Origin of the sequence: Bacillus alveayuensis, from assembly GCA_030812955.1 — a bacterium.
Lineage (GTDB): Bacteria > Bacillota > Bacilli > Bacillales > Aeribacillaceae > Bacillus_CB > Bacillus_CB alveayuensis.
In genome coordinates this window covers 794,381-815,466 of record JAUSTR010000001.1, presented here as the reverse complement: position 1 = coordinate 815,466, position 21,086 = coordinate 794,381, and the positions used below count along the sequence as shown (strand labels likewise).

The 21,086-nt window shown below is 36.0% G+C and carries 24 protein-coding genes; all 24 read right to left on the bottom strand.

What is annotated here, in order from left to right; genetic code table 11:
• Positions 1–19 precede the first annotated feature (19 nt).
• Genes J2S06_RS04130 through fliE form a run of 24 tightly spaced genes read right to left on the bottom strand, consistent with a single transcriptional unit; the run spans position 20 to position 21,076 of the window.
• Positions 20–1,072, bottom strand: coding sequence for a protein-glutamate methylesterase/protein-glutamine glutaminase (locus tag J2S06_RS04130; protein WP_419151354.1), 1,053 nt, complete (start codon positions 1,070–1,072; stop codon positions 20–22).
• A 7-nt stretch (positions 1,073–1,079) separates the two neighbouring features.
• On the bottom strand, positions 1,080–1,922 hold the full coding sequence (locus J2S06_RS04125; RefSeq protein WP_419151353.1) for a MinD/ParA family protein: 843 nt from the start codon (positions 1,920–1,922) through the stop codon (positions 1,080–1,082).
• Between the two features lie 8 nt (positions 1,923–1,930).
• Positions 1,931–3,010 carry a flagellar biosynthesis protein FlhF gene (locus J2S06_RS04120; RefSeq protein WP_419151352.1) on the bottom strand — a complete coding sequence of 360 codons (1,080 nt, stop codon included), beginning with the start codon at positions 3,008–3,010 and terminating at the stop codon, positions 1,931–1,933.
• A complete protein-coding gene (gene flhA, locus J2S06_RS04115; protein WP_419151351.1) occupies positions 3,007–5,043 on the bottom strand; it encodes a flagellar biosynthesis protein FlhA in 2,037 nt (678 codons plus the stop codon). The genes J2S06_RS04120 and flhA overlap by 4 nt, the downstream gene beginning before the upstream one ends.
• A 23-nt stretch (positions 5,044–5,066) precedes the next feature.
• The gene (gene flhB / locus J2S06_RS04110; protein ID WP_044895605.1) at positions 5,067–6,149 is read right to left on the bottom strand and encodes a flagellar biosynthesis protein FlhB; all 1,083 of its coding nucleotides are present in this window, start codon (positions 6,147–6,149) and stop codon (positions 5,067–5,069) included.
• A gap of 2 nt (positions 6,150–6,151) precedes the next feature.
• Entirely contained in the window at positions 6,152–6,925 is a 774-nt protein-coding gene (gene fliR / locus J2S06_RS04105; RefSeq protein ID WP_419151461.1) for a flagellar biosynthetic protein FliR, read from the bottom strand.
• Positions 6,926–6,927: 2 nt separating this feature from the next.
• Complete coding sequence (gene fliQ / locus J2S06_RS04100) at positions 6,928–7,197, bottom strand: flagellar biosynthesis protein FliQ (RefSeq protein WP_044895603.1); 270 nt, start codon at positions 7,195–7,197, stop codon at positions 6,928–6,930.
• A 17-nt stretch (positions 7,198–7,214) separates the two neighbouring features.
• Positions 7,215–7,877, bottom strand: a complete 663-nt coding sequence (gene fliP, locus J2S06_RS04095) for a flagellar type III secretion system pore protein FliP (protein WP_044895602.1) — start codon at positions 7,875–7,877, stop codon at positions 7,215–7,217.
• Positions 7,870–8,511: a flagellar biosynthetic protein FliO gene (locus tag J2S06_RS04090; protein ID WP_052659561.1), complete on the bottom strand. Its 642-nt coding sequence runs from the start codon at positions 8,509–8,511 to the stop codon at positions 7,870–7,872. The genes fliP and J2S06_RS04090 overlap by 8 nt, the downstream gene beginning before the upstream one ends.
• A 16-nt stretch (positions 8,512–8,527) precedes the next feature.
• Positions 8,528–8,890: a response regulator gene (locus J2S06_RS04085; RefSeq protein WP_044895601.1), complete on the bottom strand. Its 363-nt coding sequence runs from the start codon at positions 8,888–8,890 to the stop codon at positions 8,528–8,530.
• Positions 8,891–8,913: 23 nt separating this feature from the next.
• Complete coding sequence (gene fliY, locus J2S06_RS04080; RefSeq protein WP_419151350.1) at positions 8,914–10,029, bottom strand: flagellar motor switch phosphatase FliY; 1,116 nt, start codon at positions 10,027–10,029, stop codon at positions 8,914–8,916.
• The gene (gene fliM, locus J2S06_RS04075) at positions 10,019–11,020 is read right to left on the bottom strand and encodes a flagellar motor switch protein FliM (protein WP_419151460.1); all 1,002 of its coding nucleotides are present in this window, start codon (positions 11,018–11,020) and stop codon (positions 10,019–10,021) included. The genes fliY and fliM overlap by 11 nt, the downstream gene beginning before the upstream one ends.
• A 31-nt stretch (positions 11,021–11,051) precedes the next feature.
• Positions 11,052–11,480, bottom strand: coding sequence for a flagellar basal body-associated protein FliL (gene fliL, locus J2S06_RS04070; RefSeq protein WP_419151349.1), 429 nt, complete (start codon positions 11,478–11,480; stop codon positions 11,052–11,054).
• The gene (locus J2S06_RS04065; RefSeq protein WP_044895598.1) at positions 11,473–11,694 is read right to left on the bottom strand and encodes a flagellar FlbD family protein; all 222 of its coding nucleotides are present in this window, start codon (positions 11,692–11,694) and stop codon (positions 11,473–11,475) included. The genes fliL and J2S06_RS04065 overlap by 8 nt, the downstream gene beginning before the upstream one ends.
• Before the next feature lie 24 nt (positions 11,695–11,718).
• On the bottom strand, positions 11,719–13,239 hold the full coding sequence (locus J2S06_RS04060) for a flagellar hook-basal body complex protein (RefSeq protein ID WP_419151348.1): 1,521 nt from the start codon (positions 13,237–13,239) through the stop codon (positions 11,719–11,721).
• 33 nt (positions 13,240–13,272) lie between these two features.
• A complete protein-coding gene (flgD, locus tag J2S06_RS04055; protein WP_419151347.1) occupies positions 13,273–13,713 on the bottom strand; it encodes a flagellar hook assembly protein FlgD in 441 nt (146 codons plus the stop codon).
• Between the two features lie 9 nt (positions 13,714–13,722).
• Entirely contained in the window at positions 13,723–14,997 is a 1,275-nt protein-coding gene (locus tag J2S06_RS04050; protein WP_419151346.1) for a flagellar hook-length control protein FliK, read from the bottom strand.
• Between the two features lie 21 nt (positions 14,998–15,018).
• The gene (locus J2S06_RS04045; RefSeq protein ID WP_419151345.1) at positions 15,019–15,600 is read right to left on the bottom strand and encodes a MotE family protein; all 582 of its coding nucleotides are present in this window, start codon (positions 15,598–15,600) and stop codon (positions 15,019–15,021) included.
• Between the two features lie 9 nt (positions 15,601–15,609).
• Positions 15,610–16,053, bottom strand: coding sequence for a flagellar export protein FliJ (gene fliJ, locus J2S06_RS04040; RefSeq protein ID WP_419151344.1), 444 nt, complete (start codon positions 16,051–16,053; stop codon positions 15,610–15,612).
• Positions 16,053–17,366 carry a flagellar protein export ATPase FliI gene (gene fliI / locus J2S06_RS04035; protein WP_419151343.1) on the bottom strand — a complete coding sequence of 438 codons (1,314 nt, stop codon included), beginning with the start codon at positions 17,364–17,366 and terminating at the stop codon, positions 16,053–16,055. Before fliI ends, fliJ begins: the two co-directional genes overlap by 1 nt.
• 4 nt (positions 17,367–17,370) lie before the next feature.
• Complete coding sequence (fliH, locus tag J2S06_RS04030; protein WP_419151459.1) at positions 17,371–18,105, bottom strand: flagellar assembly protein FliH; 735 nt, start codon at positions 18,103–18,105, stop codon at positions 17,371–17,373.
• 1 nt (position 18,106) lies between these two features.
• Positions 18,107–19,108, bottom strand: coding sequence for a flagellar motor switch protein FliG (gene fliG / locus J2S06_RS04025; protein WP_419151342.1), 1,002 nt, complete (start codon positions 19,106–19,108; stop codon positions 18,107–18,109).
• Positions 19,109–19,120: 12 nt separating this feature from the next.
• On the bottom strand, positions 19,121–20,722 hold the full coding sequence (gene fliF / locus J2S06_RS04020; RefSeq protein ID WP_419151341.1) for a flagellar basal-body MS-ring/collar protein FliF: 1,602 nt from the start codon (positions 20,720–20,722) through the stop codon (positions 19,121–19,123).
• A 54-nt stretch (positions 20,723–20,776) separates the two neighbouring features.
• Positions 20,777–21,076, bottom strand: coding sequence for a flagellar hook-basal body complex protein FliE (gene fliE / locus J2S06_RS04015; RefSeq protein ID WP_044895616.1), 300 nt, complete (start codon positions 21,074–21,076; stop codon positions 20,777–20,779).
• Positions 21,077–21,086: the final 10 nt, after the last annotated feature.

Genomic DNA, 21,086 nt, shown 5'->3' with positions numbered 1-21,086 from the left:
GAAACACTCCTTATAGTAATCAAATCAAACATTTAATAGTCTTAGCCAAATCTTTTAAATCGACAATATAATCAATGACATTTGCAGCAATCGCTGCTTTCGGCATCCCAAAAATAATGGAACTTTCTTCTGATTGTGCGATTGATGTCACATTTCCATCGGATTTTAACAGCTTTAAGCCGGCTGTACCATCACTTCCCATCCCTGTCATAATTACCGCTATTTTCGAATATCCTTTAATTTTACTTAATGATTCAAATAGTATATTCACAGAAGGGCGATAAATTTCGTTTTGCATCGTATCAACAATATCTATTTGAAGTTCATTTCCTTTCTGAACGATTTTCATATTATATCCACCTGGTGCAATATAAACAACACCATGTTGAACCTTCTCACCTTGCTCCGCTTCCTTGACAAAAAGTTCTGATACAGCATTTAAGCGTTCGGCAAGAGAGTGGGTAAAGCCAGGTGGCATATGCTGAACGACAAAATAGACAACATGTGGTTGTTTTCGTAAAAAAGGAATGACTTGGTGTAATGCTTTAGGTCCCCCAGTCGAAGTTCCGATGGCGACGATCACTTTTTCATTCGGCGACCTTTTTCGTTCCATACTATTTTCTATTTGATTTTTGGGAGTGATCTTATGATGTTGAAATTTCACTTTTTGTTGAGCTTGATATGCATGCATCACCTTTTCGATTAACTGTTCTTTTACTTTATACAAATCTAATGAAATAGAGCCAGAAGGCTTTTCTATAAAATCAAAAGCTCCCTTTTGCAAACAACGAATGGTAATCTCTGTTCCCGCTTTTGTCTGACTTGAAAGCATAATGACCGGTAAAGGATATTGCTTCATGATCCTTTCTAATGTTTCTAGTCCGTTTAAAACTGGCATTTCGATATCAAGTGTCACGACATTTGGCTTCAAAGCGTGTATTTTTTCTAAGCCTTCCTCGCCATTTCTAGCTGTTCCAATTACTTCAATATGAGGATGCTCATTTAAAAAGTCAGAAATAAGTTTTCTCATAAAAGCTGAATCATCAATAACTAATACCTTTATTGTTTCCAATGCTCGATCAGCCTTTCGAAAATAAGTTTTTTAATCTTTGAATAAAGCCTTTATGATCATTAGGCACATTTAAATATTCCTTCGTCATTGCCTCCAGCGCTTTTGCAACTGGTGAAGTCGGAAATTGCATCACGATCGGAGTTTGATTCATCACAGATTGTTGGACATGCTTGTCTTCAGGAATATATCCTAATAAATGGATATCTAAATCTAAAAATTGCTTCGTTGTCATCTTAAGGCGCTCCCAAGCCTGATGTCCATCTGTGCGCTTTTGGCAGCGATTAACCACTAATTTTATCGTTTTGTCGGAATCATATTGATGAACAAGCTTGATCGCTGCATAAGCATCCATAATAGATGTTGGCTCTGGCGTTGTGACGACGATAATTTCATCGACCGCCATTAAAAAACGCATACTCTCTTTTGAAATACCAGCTCCCATATCAAACAAAATTTCATCAAACGTTGCGACCATTTTTTCCAGTTCCTTTAGAAAATGCTGAAAGCTATCCTCTCTTAATTGAACAATATTGGAAAGTGTCGTTCCCCCTGATAAATAACAGAGTCCAAAAGGCCCTTTTTTTAATGCTTGTTGAATCGGCCATTTTTTTTCTAAAATATCGACCATTGTATAGCTAGAAGATTCTCCTAGCAATATATCGATATTGGCCATCCCAATATCAGAATCGATCAATAATACACGTTTATTGCGTTTTGCGAGATTGATCGAAAAATTTAAAACAATATTCGATTTACCGACTCCGCCTTTTCCGCTTATGACTGCTACCGTTTTCGCTTTCGGTGTGTATAGCTTTTTTATTTTTTTTCTTAGCTGTTCCGCTTGATCCATATACTCATCTACCTCAATAAATAATTGATAAATGATTTTTGATCGATTTGATGAATATCATCAGGAACATTTTGGCCATCAGTCAAATATCCAACACCAATATTAGACTCAAGAACCATATTTAACATTGCCCCGTGCGACGACGTTTCATCATATTTTGTAAAGATAAATTGATGAATAGGAATGGCAGAAAAACGCTCAAATATTTTTTTCATATCCTCATATTTAGCTGTTAAGGAAAAAATTAAATAAGTTTCTAATTCTTCATTAAAGTCAATCACATCTTGTAAATCATCAATATATTGTTTTTCCATAAAATTGCGCCCTGCTGTATCAATAAAGACAATATCATAACTATGAAGCTTGGTTTTCGCTCTAACAAAGTCGTTAATGTTGTAGCAAACTTCCACCGGGGCATTTAAAATATTGGCATATGTTTTAAGCTGTTCAATAGCGGCAATTCGGTACGTATCGGTTGTTATAAAAGCAATGCTTTTTTTATGCTTTAATTTTATTTCAGCAGCTAGCTTTGCTAATGTAGTCGTTTTTCCAACACCAGTTGGTCCAACGACATTAATATACTTTTTTTGAAAAGTAATCCCCAAAAATGGAATATGTTTGATCTTCTTAAATATTTCATTTTTTAATTCCTCTAGGATTTCTTCCTCCGTCATATTTTTTCGGCTTAAGAAATAAGTTTCCATTAAAGACGACATTAATTCGCTTCGGATCGCCGAATGAAATCCTGCTTCCTTTAATTGAAGATCAACCAACATGAGTTCTTTTGGATATAATTTCTCCCCTTCTATTTGCAAAGATTGAATGGATTGCTTCATTTCTTTTATTTCTTTAAATAATGGTAGCATTTCATCCTTTAATGTGCTTGGCTGCCTTTCTTTTTGAGCATTGCTTTGTACGGCTTCATCAACTCCTGCGATGACTTCAACATTTTTCTTTTTAAATAAGCCAAAAAAACCTCCCGAATAAACAATTTTCGAGTTTAAAATCACGGCATCTTGACCTAGCTCAACACGAATTTGTTTCATGGCTTCTTGCATTGTTGGTGCCTTGTATTTTTTTATTATCATGAAATATTCACCACCCCGATGCTTTGAACTTCTACGTTTGCTTCAAGCTCGTTATAGGATAATACAGGAACGTCCGGTAAATAACGTTCAATCAATTGTCGGACATACATTCGAACTGCTGGTGAACAAAGAATAACGGGATTCACATCGTTCATCGATAAATGTTCAACATTTTTCGCAATGGACTCAACGATTCCTTGGGATTGGCCAGGATCTAGCGATAAATAATTTCCATGCTCCGTTTGATGTACGCCATCAGCAATGATTTTTTCTACTTGTCCAGAGAGCGTTATCACTTTTAATGGCTCTTTTTCTTTCGTATATTGACTAGTAATTTGTTTTGCTAATGCTTGGCGAACATATTCCGTCAATAAATCTGTATCCGTTGTTAGTTTTCCGTAATCTGCTAACGTTTCAAAAATAACCGGTAAATTTCGGATCGACACTTTTTCTTTTAACAATTTCGCTAAAACCTTTTGAATATCGCCAATTGAAAGAGGATTCGGAGTTACTTCTTCGACTAAAATTGGATAATTCTCCTTTAAATGATCCACTAACTGTTTCGTTTCATGACGCCCTAATAACTCATGAGCATGTTTCTTCAGCAATTCCGTAATATGTGTTGATACTACCGAAGGGGGATCAACAACGGTATAACCGAACATCTCTGCTTGATCTTTCAATTCTTCGCTAATCCATTTAGCTGATAGGCCAAAAGAAGGTTCTTTCGTATCGACCCCTTCGATGGAATCTTCTTCAATTCCAGGACCTAACGCTAAATAATGATCTAGCAAGAGCTCTCCTCTTCCGACTTCGTTTCCCTTTATTTTCAAACGGTATTCATTCGGTTTTAGCTGAATATTATCGCGAATGCGAACAACAGGAATGACCATACCCAGCTCAATCGCTATTTGTCGTCTAATCATGACAATACGATCAAGTAAATCTCCCCCTTGATTCGCATCGGCTAACGGAATGAGACCATATCCAAATTCAAATTCAATGGGGTCTAGTTCAATTAAATTCATAATTTGTTCCGGGCTTTTCATCTCGTTTATTTCTTGTTCTTCATTGATCTCATCTTCTTCCTTATCATCCACTTTTTGCGATTGTATAAACGAATATCCTAAAAGAGCTAATAATACGGATATCGGCAGCGTTAACACAATTCCAATCGGTGTGACAATTCCGAGCAGCAATATCGTAATAGCAGCAACTAGAAGCATTTTTGGATAAGCAAAAAGCTGTTTCGTAATATCACTGCCTAAATTTCCATCAGATGCCGCCCTTGTGACAACAATACCTGTAGCCGTTGAAATTAACAAAGCGGGAATTTGACTGACAATGCCATCCCCAACGGTTAACAACGTATAACGTGATGCCGCTTCTTGTAAATTTAAATCTTGTTGAATCATGCCGATAATAATACCGAAAATAATATTGATTAGGACGATAACAATACCGGCAATCGCATCACCCTTGACAAACTTGCTAGCACCATCCATTGCTCCATAGAAATCAGCTTCCCGAGCTACTTTTTCACGTCGTTTTTTCGCTTCCTCTTCAGAAATGATTCCTGCATTTAAATCGGCATCAATACTCATCTGTTTTCCTGGCATCGCATCTAACGTAAAACGGGCAGCCACTTCGGAAACACGTTCAGAACCTTTTGTTATGACAATAAATTGAATAATAATCAAAATTAAAAAGACAACAAATCCTACTAAAACATTTCCACCTACAACAAACGTCCCAAATGTTTCAACTACTTTACCAGCTTCACCCCTTGATAAAATGGACCTAGTCGTCGATACGTTTAAGCCTAAGCGAAACAATGTTAACAATAATAGTAAAGAAGGAAAGATGGAAAACTGTAATGGTTCTTGCATATTCATAGAAGTAAGGAGGACCAACAAGGCAAGAGAGATGTTGATGATGATCAATAAGCTCAACATCCATGATGGAAATGGGATAATTAACATAGCGACAATTAAAATAACACTAATTAATACAGATAAATCTCTTGCTTGCATGTGATCATCTCTCCTAACGATGGTTACACTTTTTGTTTTAAACGATAAACATAAGCGATAATTTCTGCTACTGCTTTAAAAAACTGTTCAGGAATGGCCTCCCCTATTTCCGTTTGATCATATAATGATCGGGCAAGAGGGCGATTTTCCACTGTGACGACATCATGCTGATTTGCAATTTGCTTTATTTTTTGCGCTAAAAAATCGGTCCCTTTTGCCAAAACGTATGGTGCATCCATTTTTTTGGGATCATATTTTAAGGCAACAGCATAATGAGTTGGATTTGTAATAACAACATCAGCTTTCGGGACATCTTGCATCATCCTTCTCATCGCTATTTCCCGCTGCCGCTGTTTAATGCGAGACTTGATTAAAGGATCTCCCTCCATTTTCTTTTGTTCATCTTTTATATCTTGTTTTGACATTCGAATATTTTTTTCAAAGTCATATTTTTGATAAAGATAATCAAAGATGGAAAGAAGTAATAAAGCGCCTGAAGCGAACAAACCCATTTGTAAAGTAAGTTTTGAAAGAAATAAAAACGCATCTTCAACTGACATGTTCGGAAGGGTTAAAATCTCATCGAAACGAAACCATAAGACGAAAAATGTCACAGCACCGATAAATGAAATTTTGACCATCGATTTTAAAAGTTCGACAATAGCCCGAAGAGAGAAAATACGTTGGAATCCGTGAATCGGATTTATTTTATTTAATTTCATTTTCAATGGTTCAGTTGAAAATATAAACCCGACTTGAATCATATTTCCAATTAGAGACGAGATAATCGCCACAATCATGAAAGGAGTGATGATCCAAAAACCTTTTAACGTTAACGATTCAAATAAAACATGAATATTATCTTCGGATAATTCCATTAATAAATAGTTTTCGTATGTTATATGTAAAAGAGTCAACATTTCAGACAAAGTCGAATGGCCGAAAAATAGAAAGGATAAAAACATGAGAAATAAAGTAGCAGCTGTCACGACATCTGCACTTTTGGCAACTTGTCCCTTTTGACGAACTTCCTGTCTTTTTCTTGGCGTGGCCTTTTCCGTTTTCTCCCCTGCGAAAAACTGCAAGTCTAACTTTAATCTCTTCAACTTTATTCACCTAATAGTCTTAGCATCAAATTTGTAAAATCTATCATATATTGAATGAGGTCTCTCATCACAACAAATAGTGCACTAAATAAGAGCAATATCATGACAAAGCTGACCGCTATTTTTAGTGGAAATCCAACGACAAATACATTTAACTGCGGGACTGTTCTCGTCAAAATTCCTAATGCTACATCTACTAAAAAAAGGGATCCAACAATCGGTATTGCCATTTGAAATGCAATGATAAACATTTTATTAAAAGCTATAATGAGTGATTCGACGACTTGTCCTTCAAATAGAAATAGATGCTGCTTTTCTATCGGGATAAACTCAAAGCTATTTAAAGCTCCTTCGATTAACAAATGATGGGCATTTGTACTTAATAAGAAAAATAGAGCAAATATATAAAATAGTTGGCCGATTACTGGACTTTGCACACCTGTTTGCGGGTCAATGACACTTGCTATGGCAAATCCCATCTGAAAATCTATGAAACTACCTGCTATTTGTACTCCCGATATCACGATATAAGCTGTTAATCCAATGAACAAGCCTAATGTCACTTCTTTTAAAATTAACAAAATGTACAAAGAATTAAGCTCAATGGCAGGCACTTCGATTGTTACAGTTATTAACAAAGCTAAGTAAAAGGAAATCCCTATTTTGACACGGTTCGGTATCGTTCGATACGAAAACAATGGCAATGTGACCATAAAGGATACAATTCTCATGAAAATAAGCAGAAAAGCAGGGTATTGCTGTAAAATTGATGTCATCATCATCCAATAAATTGATGAAGGTTACTTAATAATTCATGTGTATAAGAAAGCATATGAGATAACATCCACGGTCCAAAAAAGATAAGACCAATGAAAACGGCTACGATTTTCGGAACAAATGCAAGTGTTTGTTCTTGAATTTGGGTTGTCGCTTGAAATATACTAACAGCTAATCCGACGATTAACGAAAGTAATAACAATGGACCGCAAATGATTAAAGTCGTAAACACTGCTTTTTCTGCTATAGATATAACCATTTCTGAACTCATCTTTATGTTCACCTTCTTTAAAAGCTTTGCAGCAATGATTTGACAACTAAGTACCAGCCATCGACTAAAACGAACAACAAAATTTTAAATGGCAGTGAAATCATAACGGGTGGAAGCATCATCATCCCCATGGACATCAAAATACTTGCAACAACCATGTCAATAATTAAAAAAGGTATAAAAATCATAAATCCTATTTGAAAAGCTGTTTTTATTTCACTAATCGCAAAAGCAGGTACAAGTGCTGTCATCGGTATTTCTTCAACAGATGTTGGTTTAATATTCGCATAATCTAAAAAAAGAGCTAAATCTTTTTGCCGTGTATGTTTGCTCATAAACTCGCGAAAAGGCTGTTCCGCTCTTTCATACGCTTCTTCGATGTTAATGTCATTATTAAATAATGGAACTAAAGCTTCATCATGTACTTCTTTAAATGTTGGCCCCATGATAAAAAAAGTTAAAAAGAGTGCTAATCCAATTAATACTTGATTTGGCGGCATATGCTGTGTAGCTAGTGATGTACGGACAAAAGACAAGACGATCATTATCCGGGTAAAGCATGTGAACAATATTAAAATGCTTGGCGCCAATGAAAGAACTGTCAGCAGCAATAATAGCTGAATCGCTGTTGAAACGTTTTGTGGATCGCTTTCGTTAAAAAGTTGAAAAAACTCATTCATTGTGCTTATTTCCCTTCTTCAAAAACAGCTTCATTTGTCCGCTTCTTTCTTTTAAAATCGCTTGTAATTCATCCTTAAACAACGTGTTGTTTTTGTGTTTGCTCTCATTCCACTTCCAAAATGTTTGAATAGGTTTTTGATAATATTTGCCGACTTTCGCTTCATGCTCCTGTAAGATCTTTTCTATTTCAGCTTCGTCGTCGATTTCTTTTAACAGCTGTATCGTATCACTTACTCCAAGCAAGAGTATCCGTTCACCCACTTTGACAAGCTGGATAGACCGGTTTTGTCCTAAGCTCGTTCCCCCTATGTTTTGTAAATATTTCGTTCCAATATAATGATGCCTCTGGCTTTTCACAACCTTTACGAGAATATAAATAATCAATAGAACAAACATAAATGCAAAAAGCATTTTGATAAAATCTATGATGGTGACGCTAGCTGGTGTCTTAATATCACTTATATTATTTTCCAGCTCATTACTCGTCGATTTCCCTTCGTGATTGGTTTGATCTTGATAATATTCTTCAACTGTTTTATTTTCCTCTCCCGCTTCAACAATCGAAGCAGGAGCCGTGAAGAAAATAACCGAAAAATAAATTCCTAGAATCATAACTATGAAAACTCGTTTCAATCGTCAAAAACCCCTTTTAATCTAGCGTTTTTTTAATCGCTTCTATAACCCGATCCGCTTGGAATGGTTTCACGATAAAATCTTTTGCACCAGCTTGAATGGCATCAATCACCATCGCTTGCTGGCCCATTGCCGAACACATAATGACTTTAGCATTTGGGTTTAATTTACGGATTTCTTTAAGAGCGGTGATTCCATCCATTTCAGGCATTGTAATATCCATTGTAACGAGGTCCGGCTGTAATTCTTTATATTTTTCGATAGCTTGAACACCGTCTTGCGCCTCTGCAACTACCTCGTATCCATTTTTTGTTAATATATCTTTGATCATCATGCGCATAAAAGCTGCATCATCCACAACTAAAATTTTTTTCCCCATTCCCTATCACTCCTATTTATCTACTAATTTAATTTATTGAGTCTTTCAGATTGGCTTAAAATATCTGTGACGCGTACCCCGAAATTTTCATCAATGACAACCACTTCCCCTTTAGCCACTTTTTTATTATTAATTAATATGTCGACAGGTTCACCTGCTAGTTTATCAAGCTCGATAATAGAGCCAGATGATAATTCCAAGATTTGTTGAATCGAACGTTTTGTCCGTCCAAGTTCGACCGTTACAGTCAGTGGGATATCTAATAACATATCTAAATTATTCGTTTCAGTATGCTTTGGTACAGATTGAAATGAAGGAAATTCGACATGGTTCACGTTCCATTTTACTTGTTCTTGTTGTTTAGATGGAACTGGCTGTTCTTTTTCTTCTTCTCGTTGATGGTGAGTGCGATTTTCAGTTTCCGGTATATTAGCCTCATGATCATTCGTTTTATCCATTAATTGATTAAGAAGCTCTCTTGCAAATGGAATCGGCAATAGTTGCATAATTTGTGAATCAATTAAATCACCGACTGTAAGGTGAAATGAAACTTTAATAAACAAGTCTTCATCAGGTATAGATTCTGTCCCTTCACCTTGCTTCATATCCAATAACTCAATTTTGGGAGGAGAAATATCGACTTTCTTATTAAATACCGTAGACATCGATGTCGCAGCAGAACCCATCATTTGGTTCATCGCTTCTTGTACAGCGCTTAACTGAATTTCCCCCAAATCACTTGGATTTGTTCCATCTCCTCCTGTCATTAAATCCGCGATAATCGCTGCATCGTTTTGTTTAATTACGAGAATGTTACTTCCCGTAAAACCTTCCGTATAATTGACTTGAATAGCGACATAAGGATGTGGAAATTCATCCGCTAACTCATTTTTTTTAACAAGCGTAACGCTTGGAGTAGTGATCTCCACTTTTTGATTTAATAAAGTTGATAACGTCGTTGCGGAACTTCCAAAAGAAATATTTCCAATTTCACCGATTGCATCTTGTTCCAATTCCGAAAAATATTCATTAATATCATGTCCATCATGGTGACCATTATTTTCTTCCGATTCTTTACGGGGGACATTTCCACTTAACAGCGCATCGATTTCATCCTGCGACAACATATTAGAATTCATCTTCCATGTCACCTCTTTTTATCATGTCAAGAATTTGAACAGCCATGCGATCGTTAAGCTTCCCTGGCTGGCCAAAAAACTTCGGCACATTATTCACTTTAATCGTTAAAGGCTCAGAGACAGATTGTTCTAAACGAATCATATCGCCAATTTGCAATTCAAGAAAATCTTGGACGGTTATATCAGTCTTGCCTAATTCGGCTACAATCGGCACTTCTGCTTTTTTAATTTTGCTTTGCAGTAATTTCGTTTCGAGGGGATTCGGTTCTTTTCGACTTGATTGCATCCAATAATGTACGGATAATTTCGAGATAATAGGTTCCAACACTACATGTGGAATACATAAATTGATCATTCCACTTGTTTCACCGACTTGTGTATTTAAAGAAATAACGACAACTGTTTCGTTTGGCGATACCATTTGTAGAAACTGCGTATTTATTTCAAATTCCAGCATCGTTGGCTCTATTTCTAAAATGGTACTCCAAGCTTCACGATAATTTTCCAATGATTTTTCAATAACATTGGAAATGATACGTTTTTCTATTTCTGTTAAGTTCTCAATTTTATTCATGGAAACGCCCATTCCACCTAATACCCGATCCATCATGGCATAAGCAATATTCGGGTTCAATTCCATTAACACTCGACCTTCCAACGGCTGTATTTCAAAGATGTTTAATATGGTCATTTTAGGAATCGAACGGATAAATTCTTCGTATGGTATTTGATCAACCGAAGCTACGGATATTTGAATAAATGTTCGTAATTGTGCTGAAAAATAGGTTGTTAATAATCGAGCAAAATTTTCATGAATTCGTGTTAAACTTCGAATTTGATCTTTTGAAAAGCGTAGTGCACGTTTAAAATCATATACTTTGACCTTTTGTTCTTCTTCCTTTTTTTTTAATTCTTCCGCATTCATTTCACCTGTTGAAAGAGCAGATAATAACGCGTCAATTTCACTTTGAGACAAAATTTCGTTCGACATCATTCTCTCACCTCCCTATCCGATTTTCGTTTTATTGTAGGATAAAGGAGGTTATATACAATTCTTTAACCTCTCCATTTTGCAAAAGCCCATTAATTCTATTCTTAATCTTTTCTTTTAAAATGTTCATGCCATTTTGTCCTTCCAGTTCGCTAGCCTTTATATCTGAAAGTACAAAAATGACAATATCCCTTACTTGAAAATCGCGTTTTTCCAGCTCTTCCTTTGCTTTTTTATTTGTCGTCTCAATTTTTAATGTTAATTGAACAATATTGTTGCTAGCTAAATTTGTTGTAATTTCGGGAACTTCAACTGTTCTCTCAAGCACTTCATCAATGGTTGGTTCTTTCTCCTCCTGTGAATTTTCAGCAAATTGTTGAATAACGTATAACGCAGCGATACCTATGATTGAAATGGAGGTAATAATTATGAGCAGCGTCGTTATTATTTTTTTATTCATTCTCCGTTTCCTCCATATGGCTAACCATTCGAATGAGCCCAATCTTTTTGTAAAAATCAATGATTTTCTTCTGAACGGTCTGTTCTGATTCTTTGACGATAAACTTTTTTTTGTTTGTTAAAGTAATCGTTGTATCAGGTAACGATTCAATTTGTTCAATCAATAAAACATTTAATAGAAAAGTTTTTCCGTTTAATTTCGTTAAAGTAATCATGGGAATACCCCCATTTACCTAATATTATCGTTTAATGTTCATAATTTCTTGTAATATTTCATCAGACGTTGTAATAATTTTTGTGTTTGATTGGAAGCCGCGCTGAGCCACGATCATTTCCGTAAACTCTTCCGACAAATCAACATTTGACATTTCTAATGAACCAGGTTTAATTAACCCTGTTCCTTCACTTCCTGGAGCAAATAATTCTTCTAATTCAATACCATTGCCATCTTGATCGATCGTACCGGAGTTAGTCGACTCCTTAAATAAGTTTCCTCCTATTTTTTCTAGACCGCCTGGATTTGGAAAGTTGGCAAGTCTTATTTGTCCTGCCACATTTAATTCACCTTTTTTATTCACGAATGTAATCAAGCCATCAGGACCAATACTAAAGCTTTTCGCTGTAAGTGGGATTTGGATGAGGCCTGCTGATCCGCTTAAAGAATCTGTCCAGGACGGTTCTTTTAAACTTGCAGCAGCTTCTTCAAATTCCATGACGGCCCTTCCTACATTTTCAAGATCAACGGAATAACTTTCTAGTGTGTTAATGAGTTTGTTCAATAAGTCCATATCAGAAACACTTGCAGGTGTCTCAAGAGATAAACTCGATGCATCTGGATATTTGCCACCGATTGTATCTACTGCACTTGTAATCTTTGTAAGGATATCTACAATCGGTGATGCTCCGTTAAATGTATCTATTGATGTATTTAAATTATTTAATGCCGTTTTAAAGTTGTTCACAATCACATCAAATCCTGTACTTGCATTTGTCACATCATCATTAAAATTTGTATATATTGTTTGCAATGCTTGGAGGGCACTTTCCATCGCATCATAATAAGGAGAAGTGTCATCACTGCCATTTTCAATATATATTTCAACAGCTTCATTATATTGCTCGTAAGCACCCATTAAATCGTTTGCTTGTTTATAAATTTGTTTCAGCTTTTCCACCATATCTTCGTATGGGGTTGCAAACGACGAAATACTTGTTAAAGCATTATTGGCTTTCGTGATTCCGTCATCAGTTGGAACAGATTTTTCTCCTGTTTCCCCTATAATATACATTCCATCACCTGTTACTAAGTAGCCTCTTTCATCTAAATAAAAATTACCTGCACGAGTATAAGCCAGTTCCACAGCATTATTAATTCTCCCAGTTATTTTGTTATCCCCGATATTTCCACCCATATCTATATTGACACGGCTAAAATCTGTGATCGTTGCAACTGGAAAAAAGCCATCACCTGTGATCGCTAAATCAAGAGTCCTTGAGGTCGTTTGAGTAGGACCAGTAGTATGTATTGTATCAACGGTACCAATCGTCGATCCTAATCCGATTTGCTTTGGATTTACACCTCCTAGTCCACCCGCTTGAGCACTTGCTCCAGAAAGCTGTTGATTGACTAATTCTTTAAACGTTACACGGCTTTTTTTAAACCCGTATGTGTTGACGTTCGCAATATTATTGCCGATAACATCTAGCTTTAATTGAAAGTTTTTCATCCCGCTAATTCCAGAGTACATCGATCTGAGCATAGATACCTCTCCTTTATTTATGGATTTAACCTATTATAAATTCTTTTCTACCGGCAAACTCACTTTTGTCAATTTCGAACGATTTACTTCCAACCCATTTTGTAATTCTAGTAAAACTTCTGATCCATTAAATCGGACTGATTGTACAATAGATGTTTGTTCATTTCCTTGATCGTCTGTATAATGAACTTGTTTTCCAATTAGTTCTGAATATTGAATTAGACTATTTTGTTTTAAAAGGCTCGTAAATTCCGTTAGCGTTTGATTCATATTCGTCATTTGTTCTAATGAAGAAAAGGTGGCCATTTGTGAAATAAATTCACGATCTTCCATCGGATTTAACGGATCTTGGTTTTGTAATTGAGTTATTAATATTTTTAAAAAATCATCTTTCCCTAACACGGATGAAGTCTCTTTTTTGTAGGCCGTTTGGTTTGATAACAATAAATTAGAATCAATGGCTGAAGTGCTCATGACACCCTCCTAAATCATTTTGTTAAATTGTTGTTCAAGCTTTTCAGAAAAAGACTGTGAAGGTTCTTTATCCTCCTTCATGGATTGCTCTTTCTCTTTTTGTTCTTTTGATGGCTGCTCTTCTTTATGCTGTTGATACATTGGCAGTGGGATGTCATCAAAAAGTTCAAAGCGATCAATTTCGATCTTTACGTTTGGCAATGCATGCTTTAACTGGCCGATACTATGTTCAAGCAGCTCTTTTGCTGATTGCGTAGAAGCAATAATTTTCGCCACGATATCTTTCTTTTCCTGAACTAATTTGACCGTCAATGACCCTAAATGCTCTGGATGCAATTGAATCGTTAATGTTGATTTTCCATCCATCGTTCGAAAAAATTTACTCGATTTCATGATATCGATAAATTTAGCTGTAAACTCTTCTTTTATTGACGAATCATTGAACAAATTCGAAAGAGTCAGCTCGATAACAGGCTGATGAAACGGTTTACTGAAAAAGTTTGTATTCAATAATGGGCCTTTTGGCGATAAATGATCGAAATTTCCATTGTCTCTCGTCACATTTGTATGATGAAAAGGTTCTGGAAGTTCATGATGTTTAACCGTCATTTTGGTTAAATGGGATAAAAATGTCGAGTCAATGTGACCATTTTGCTTCATAGCAAGTTGAATACCACGTAAAAGACTATTTAAACGGTTTTCATTCATGAGACGTTTCAACAAGTTTTGTATTTCAAGCAAAGGAAAGGATTTTGTATTTTTTCCATTATCTAAATTGTGTTCGAAATTGTTCAAAATCGTCGTTATTTGTTCGATGAGCTTTCCACTTTCTAAAATACTTTTGCGAAGAAAATCGTTCTTGAAATGATGAAAGTGCTGTTGATTTGAAACCATGAATGGATTTAAAGAATGTTGGCGAGCATGTGACATGAAATTCCATTCATTTTGGATGATAGAAAAAAATTCACGAACAAGAACAGTTAGAATCTCCATGTTTTCATCCGTTTTAACACCGCTTTTTTCTAAATGAGACGAAAATTGTTCATTCTGTTCGTTTAATGGGTCAACTTCTCCGATAAATTTTTCCATCCTCCCCAATAACAGAAGAAAGTTTTGCAAAACCTCTTGCATGGCTGTATCTTCCATTGTTTCGCTTGCTTTTTCATCTTGAAAGCGATCCAAGATGTTTTGAAAATCGATTCTCTTCGTTTCTGTAGAGGAAGATGGCTCTATTGAAGCTGACACTGACAGTTTAAATGGATTAGTTTCTAAAGCTCTTAACATCATTTCACCTCCTTTTAGTAGCTAGTTTTCGTTCGCTAATAATCTTGTAAATTTAGCACGGTCTTCAGGCTCTAGTTTTTCTAGTATTTGCGCTAATTTGTCTTTTTTTAATGATGATAAAATATTCACCGCATCACTTTCAGGAAGTAAAGCAATAGCTTCAGCTGCTTTTTTAGCTGACATTTCACTGTAAAGAGAGGCAAGATCGATTTCCGTATTTTGATCCATTTCTGTCTCTTCTAACTTGGACTGTAAAGAACGTATTTCTTGTGTTAACTCTTGTACTTCCTTTTCTTTTATTTCTACATCTTTTTGTAAAGCTTGAATCATTTCCTCTTGCTCTTGAACTGTTTTCGTTAAGTTTTCTTTTTCCTTCTCTAATCGTTTCATCTCAGACTCAATTTCATTGCTTTCTTTATTTGCCGAGCCATTCATCATGCTTGATAGAACTGGGATGTTTTTCGCATGATCTTTAATTGGTTTAAATAAATCAATCCCTGCTTTTCCTAAAATAAAGTAAATAAAAATAAGCGTCGTGAGAAGCGTCATAAAGATGATTAAAAACCATTGCCATTTACTAAAACTTTTTTCATCATTTGACATCATGCCCACCTAATTTCTTCGATAAGTATATCCAGTAAGTGATATTTGATCGAGCTCTTTCATTTCATCTGTTTTTTCTTTCAGAAGAAAATTTTGATAATCTTTTTCTTTCATTTTTTCATATTTTTTGAATTCGATATTTTGATCAGTTAATAAAGCTTGTTTTTCATTCATTTCATGCCTTTTAAGCATCACTAACTTTTGATAATGATTAATCATTTGATCCAAATTCGCGACAAATTGCTGATGATGTCTCATTTCTTGAATTGACAATCCATCATGAAGCATTTCAGCTCGTTTTGCTTCCAGTTCTTCTTTTTTCTTTAAGCATTCGTACAGCTTTGTAGCCACTCTTTCAAATTCTTGAACAGCTTGTTCATATTCAACTAATGTTTTTTGCTTTTCATTTTCGATGAAATCTATTATTTTTTGAAAACGAAACTTGTAAACCATTAGCCGTCACCTTTTTCGATTAAATGAAATAGTTTTTGCAAGCTTTCCTCTAGAGAATCTTTCTCATCAATGTCCTGCTGCAAATAGGATAGGATTTTCGGATATAAACGAATCGCCAAGTCGATTTTTTGAGATGAACCCCGTTTATATGCACCAATGTTAATTAAATCTTCTGCTTCCATATAAGTCGACAATATTTCACGAACTTCATTAGCAATTTTTCGATGTTTTTCCGTCACGATTTGGTTCATTAGTCGGCTGACGCTTTTGATCACATTTATAGCTGGATATTGTCCTTTATTAGCAAGTGTTCGGTCTAATACGATATGACCATCTAATATTCCGCGAACTGTATCAGCGATCGGTTCATTAAAATCATCTCCATCGACAAGCACAGTGTAAAAGGCCGTTATGGAGCCATTTGCATTCGTTCCAGTCCTTTCAAGCATTTTCGGCAATAAAGCAAATACAGATGGAGGATATCCTTTCGTCGTTGGTGGTTCACCGATCGCTAAGCCAATTTCTCTTTGCGCCATCGCAACACGGGTAACAGAGTCCATCATAAACATGACATTGAACCCTTTATCGCGAAAGTATTCGGCGATCGCAGTAGCCGTATAGGCAGCTTTAATCCGCATGAGTGCGGACTGATCAGAAGTCGCCGCAACGACAATTGATTTTTTCAATCCTTCTTCACCAAGGTCGCGTTCAACAAATTCACGAACTTCTCTGCCACGTTCGCCTATAAGGGCAATAATGTTTATATCAGTGGCGGCATGTTTCGCAATCATTCCAAGTAATGTACTTTTTCCAACACCGCTTCCAGCAAATATACCGACCCTTTGACCTTTTCCAATCGTCAAAAGGCCATCAATCGCTCTAATTCCAACAGCCATCGGTTCTTTGATGGGTGGTTTTGTCAACGGATTCGGCGGATCATTTTCACTTAGTACTTTTGATAATCCTTTCGGTAAAGGACTGCCATCTAAAGGGTTTCCTAATGCATCTAGGACATGTCCTATTAAGCTTTTTCCAGCTTTGATCGTTAACGGTTTTCCTGTTGCCTCCACAATACTGCCTGGTGATATTCTTTGTACTTTCGTAAATGGCATCAACAAAATATATTCTTCTTTAAACCCGACTACTTCTGCTGCCACTTTTTCGTTATGAGGTAGGTGAATGTAACATAAATCACCGATTGAACAATCAGGCCCTTTCGATTCAACTGTTAAGCCGACAACTTTTTTTATTTTTCCATAGCGTTTAAAGGAGTCGATAGTTTCAATATGGCGTATTATTTCGTCTACATTCATATAATCAATCCTCTCTAATTAAATCGAGGAGCTGCATTTTCAATTGTTCAACTTGCGTAGAAACACTAGCATCAATTTTGCCGCTTGTAGACTCTACTTCTACAGCAAACGTCTCTAGCTTGTGTTCAGGTATTATGTAAAGCTCTACATCCATCGTAAACAAGCTTTGAAGCTCTTCCTTGTTTTGGACGACGAGTTCATAATGTTTTGGATGAACGCATATTTTGACTTCAGGATTCTCTTTTACTTCTTCAATGACGCTATGGACTATATTTAAAAATCGTTCAGGCTGTTCCTCAAGCTTTGTTTGAATAATTTTTTCTGCTGCTTTCATTGCGATTAGCAAAATTGTCTCCGCTGATGACTCAAGCTTTTTGTGATAATCAAGTTTTGCGAGATGAATGACTTCCTTGGCATGATGAATCATTTCCTCGTATTGTTTTAGCCCAGCTTCTTTTCCAGCTTGAAACCCTTCCTCATACCCTGCTTTTTTCGTTTTCTCTTTCAATCTTTCTCGTTCTTTTTCCCATTGCTGTTTTTCTTTTTCAATTTCTTGTATGATTTGTTCCTTTTTGATTTGTGCCTCTTGAATGATTCGTTCTGCTTGTTCGTAAGCATTTAATTCCATTTGCTTGCTTTGATTTTCACTATGTTCTTGCATTTCCTCTTCTCTTTTAATCTCTTTTAACGTTAGCCTTAATGGTTCACACTGAAAAGGGGAATAGCGACTTTTGATCACTTTAGACAATTAAATCATCCCCTCCGCCTCGTGCGATAATAATTTCTCCAGCATCTTCTAATGTTCGAATAACAGAGACAATTCTAGATTGGGCTTCTTCCACTTCACGCAAGCGAACCGGCCCCATATATTCCATCTCTTCACGAAATGTTTCTGCCATACGGGTAGACATATTTTTAAAAATAACTTCTTTCACTTCTTCAGAGGCTACCTTTAAAGCTAATAGAAGATCTTCATTTTCAACGTTACGAATAACCCGTTGGATAGAACGATTATCAAGAGTGACGATATCTTCAAATACAAACATTCGCTTTTTAATTTCTTCTGCTAATTCTGGGTCTTGAACTTCTAGTGCTTCCAGAATCGTTTTTTCCGTTGAACGATCAACCTTATTTAAAACTTCAACGACCGTTTCTATTCCACCTGTCTCACTGTAATCTTGCGTTACAGTCGAAGATAGTTTCTTTTCTAGTATTTGTTCTACTTCACTAATGACCTCAGGTGAAGTACGGTCCATTACTGCAATACGCTTGGCTACATCCGCTTGCATGTCATGAGGTAAAGAAGACAATATTTGACCCGCTTGACTTGAGTCTAAGTATGATAAAACGAGCGCAATAGTTTGTGGATGTTCATTTTGAATAAAGTTTAGAATTTGGGTTGGATCAGCCTTTCTAGCAAAATCAAAAGGTCTTACTTGAAGCGACGATGTTAATCGTTCAATAATTCGTTCAGCCTTTTGTTCACCAAGCGCCTTTTCTAATAACTGCTTGGCGTACCCGATGCCGCCTTGTGTAATGTAGTCTTGGGCAAGAGCGATTTCATGAAATTCTTCAATGACCTCTTCTTTCTTTTCTGCCTCAATTTTTCGGACACTCGAGATTTCTAGAGTTAACTTTTCAATTTCTTCTTCTGTTAAATGTTTGTAGATCGACGCTGAAATATCTGGTCCTAAGGAGATGAGTAAGATGGCAGCTTTTTGCCGTCCTGTTAACTTTTTCATACATATCTCCTCCTAATCTTCATATAGCCAAGTACGTAAGAGCTTCGCAAATTCATCTGGTTTTTCTTTGGCCATTTCTTCAATTTGCTTCCGTTTCATTGTTTTTTCGTCAAGAATTTCTGGCTTTTCATTCCATATGTCTGGAGTTGGTTCCGTTTCTTCTTCGACTTCCTCATCGAATAATTCAAGGTCATCCTTTTCTCTTTTCCTTTTCCATAATATAAAGAGGAGAATGATGATGATTAAACTTGCTGCTCCGAATAAAAGATATACCCACAACGGAATACTTGATGCTTGATTTTCTTCCTCAAAACTAATCTTGCCATTAAATGGTTGAACAGAGACGACAATTTTATCTTGAATGTCTTGTTCTGTTAGTGGTTGTTCATTTGCATTCTTATCTATACTCGTGCGAACAATCGTTGATAAGATTTGTTCTATATCATTAATTCGTTCTTCTGGAAGGGAGTTTGGATTTTCTGGATCTGGCGGTTCGACCATTACTTGGATCCCAATGTCACGAATTTTATACGGGCTTTCTGAAATTTCTTTTCGAATGCGATTGACTTCATTATTAACCCGTTCTTCCGTCCGTTCATAGTCACCAGTTCCATCTCCATTTATTTCTTGAATCGTAACCGTATCCGTATCCCCTGTTCCAGTTACTCCTCCTGCTTGTGCACCATCTCCTGTATATGCTTCCGTAATTCGCTCTACACTAATTGCAATCCCTTCATTATCCTCTTCATTTACAGGTGCAACTAAATTTTCTTCCCGATTTTCTTGGGTAAAGTCTATATCTGTAGTAACAGAGACAACGACTTTATCTGGTCCCATCATGGTTCCTAATAGCTTTTGCACATCTTTTTGAATTTGTTGCTCGATCTGTGATTTCACTTCTAGCTGTGAAGCGAAGTTTGTATGTAAAGAATTTTCTTCATTTTTTAAGTCAAAATAATTAAAGTTTTGGTCCATAATGACGATATTATTAGTAGGTAGATTTGGAATACTTTTTGAAACGAGATGATATAAGGCATTGATTTTCGTTTGATCTAGCTGATAACCTGATTTAATGTTTAAAATGATAGATGCTGAAGCTTCTTCTGTCGCTTCTCCTACAAAAACAGATTCGCTTGGTAAATTAATCATCACTTTCGCATCTTGAATCCCGTCAATTCCTTTAATTAAATTGGCAAGCTCGGTTTGTGTTGCTTTTAATTTCAAAACATTAAACTCATTATCTGTCATTCCAAACCCAATATTTTGTCCAAAAAATGAGTAATCGATATTCCCGCTATTCGGAATTCCTTCTGCAGCTAGCTCTACTTTTAAAGAATCTGCTACTTGTTCAGGTACCTTAATTGTTTGACCATTGTCGGTAATTTCCGATTGAATTCCCCTTGCATCAAGCGTCTCCTTAATTTGCCCAGTTTCTTCTAAAGACAGGTTTGTATATAAGGGAACCATTTTCGGATTAGAAAAATAAAGCGAAGATAAAATGAATATTAGAAGCACTGCAAGAAGAGATCCGGCAATCGTCCATTTTTGCCAGCGTTTTTTCGTTTCCCAAAAGGACTTCAATTTCCTCACGATTTCTTTTATTTTTTCATTCATGTTTTATATCCCCCGGTACGACAACTCCAAATATCTTATTTTATTTTGAATGCCTTACACTTGCATCCTCATTACTTCTTGATAAGCTTCGACTACTTTATTTCTTACTTCAATGGTCGTTTGTAATAATATGCTCGCTTTCTCTCCAGCGATCATCATATCATGCAATTCGACAGGCTTTCCTACAATGAAATCCTGAGTCATTTGATCTGATTGAATTTGAGCATTATTAACCGTTTCTAGCGACTGTTTTAATAACTCAGCAAAAGACGTTCCCTTTGTCTTATCGTTTGACAGCTCTGTTGTGGTTTTCGGCTGTATCGTTGGTTGAATCGCTGATATATGATTGATCATCAATATTTAT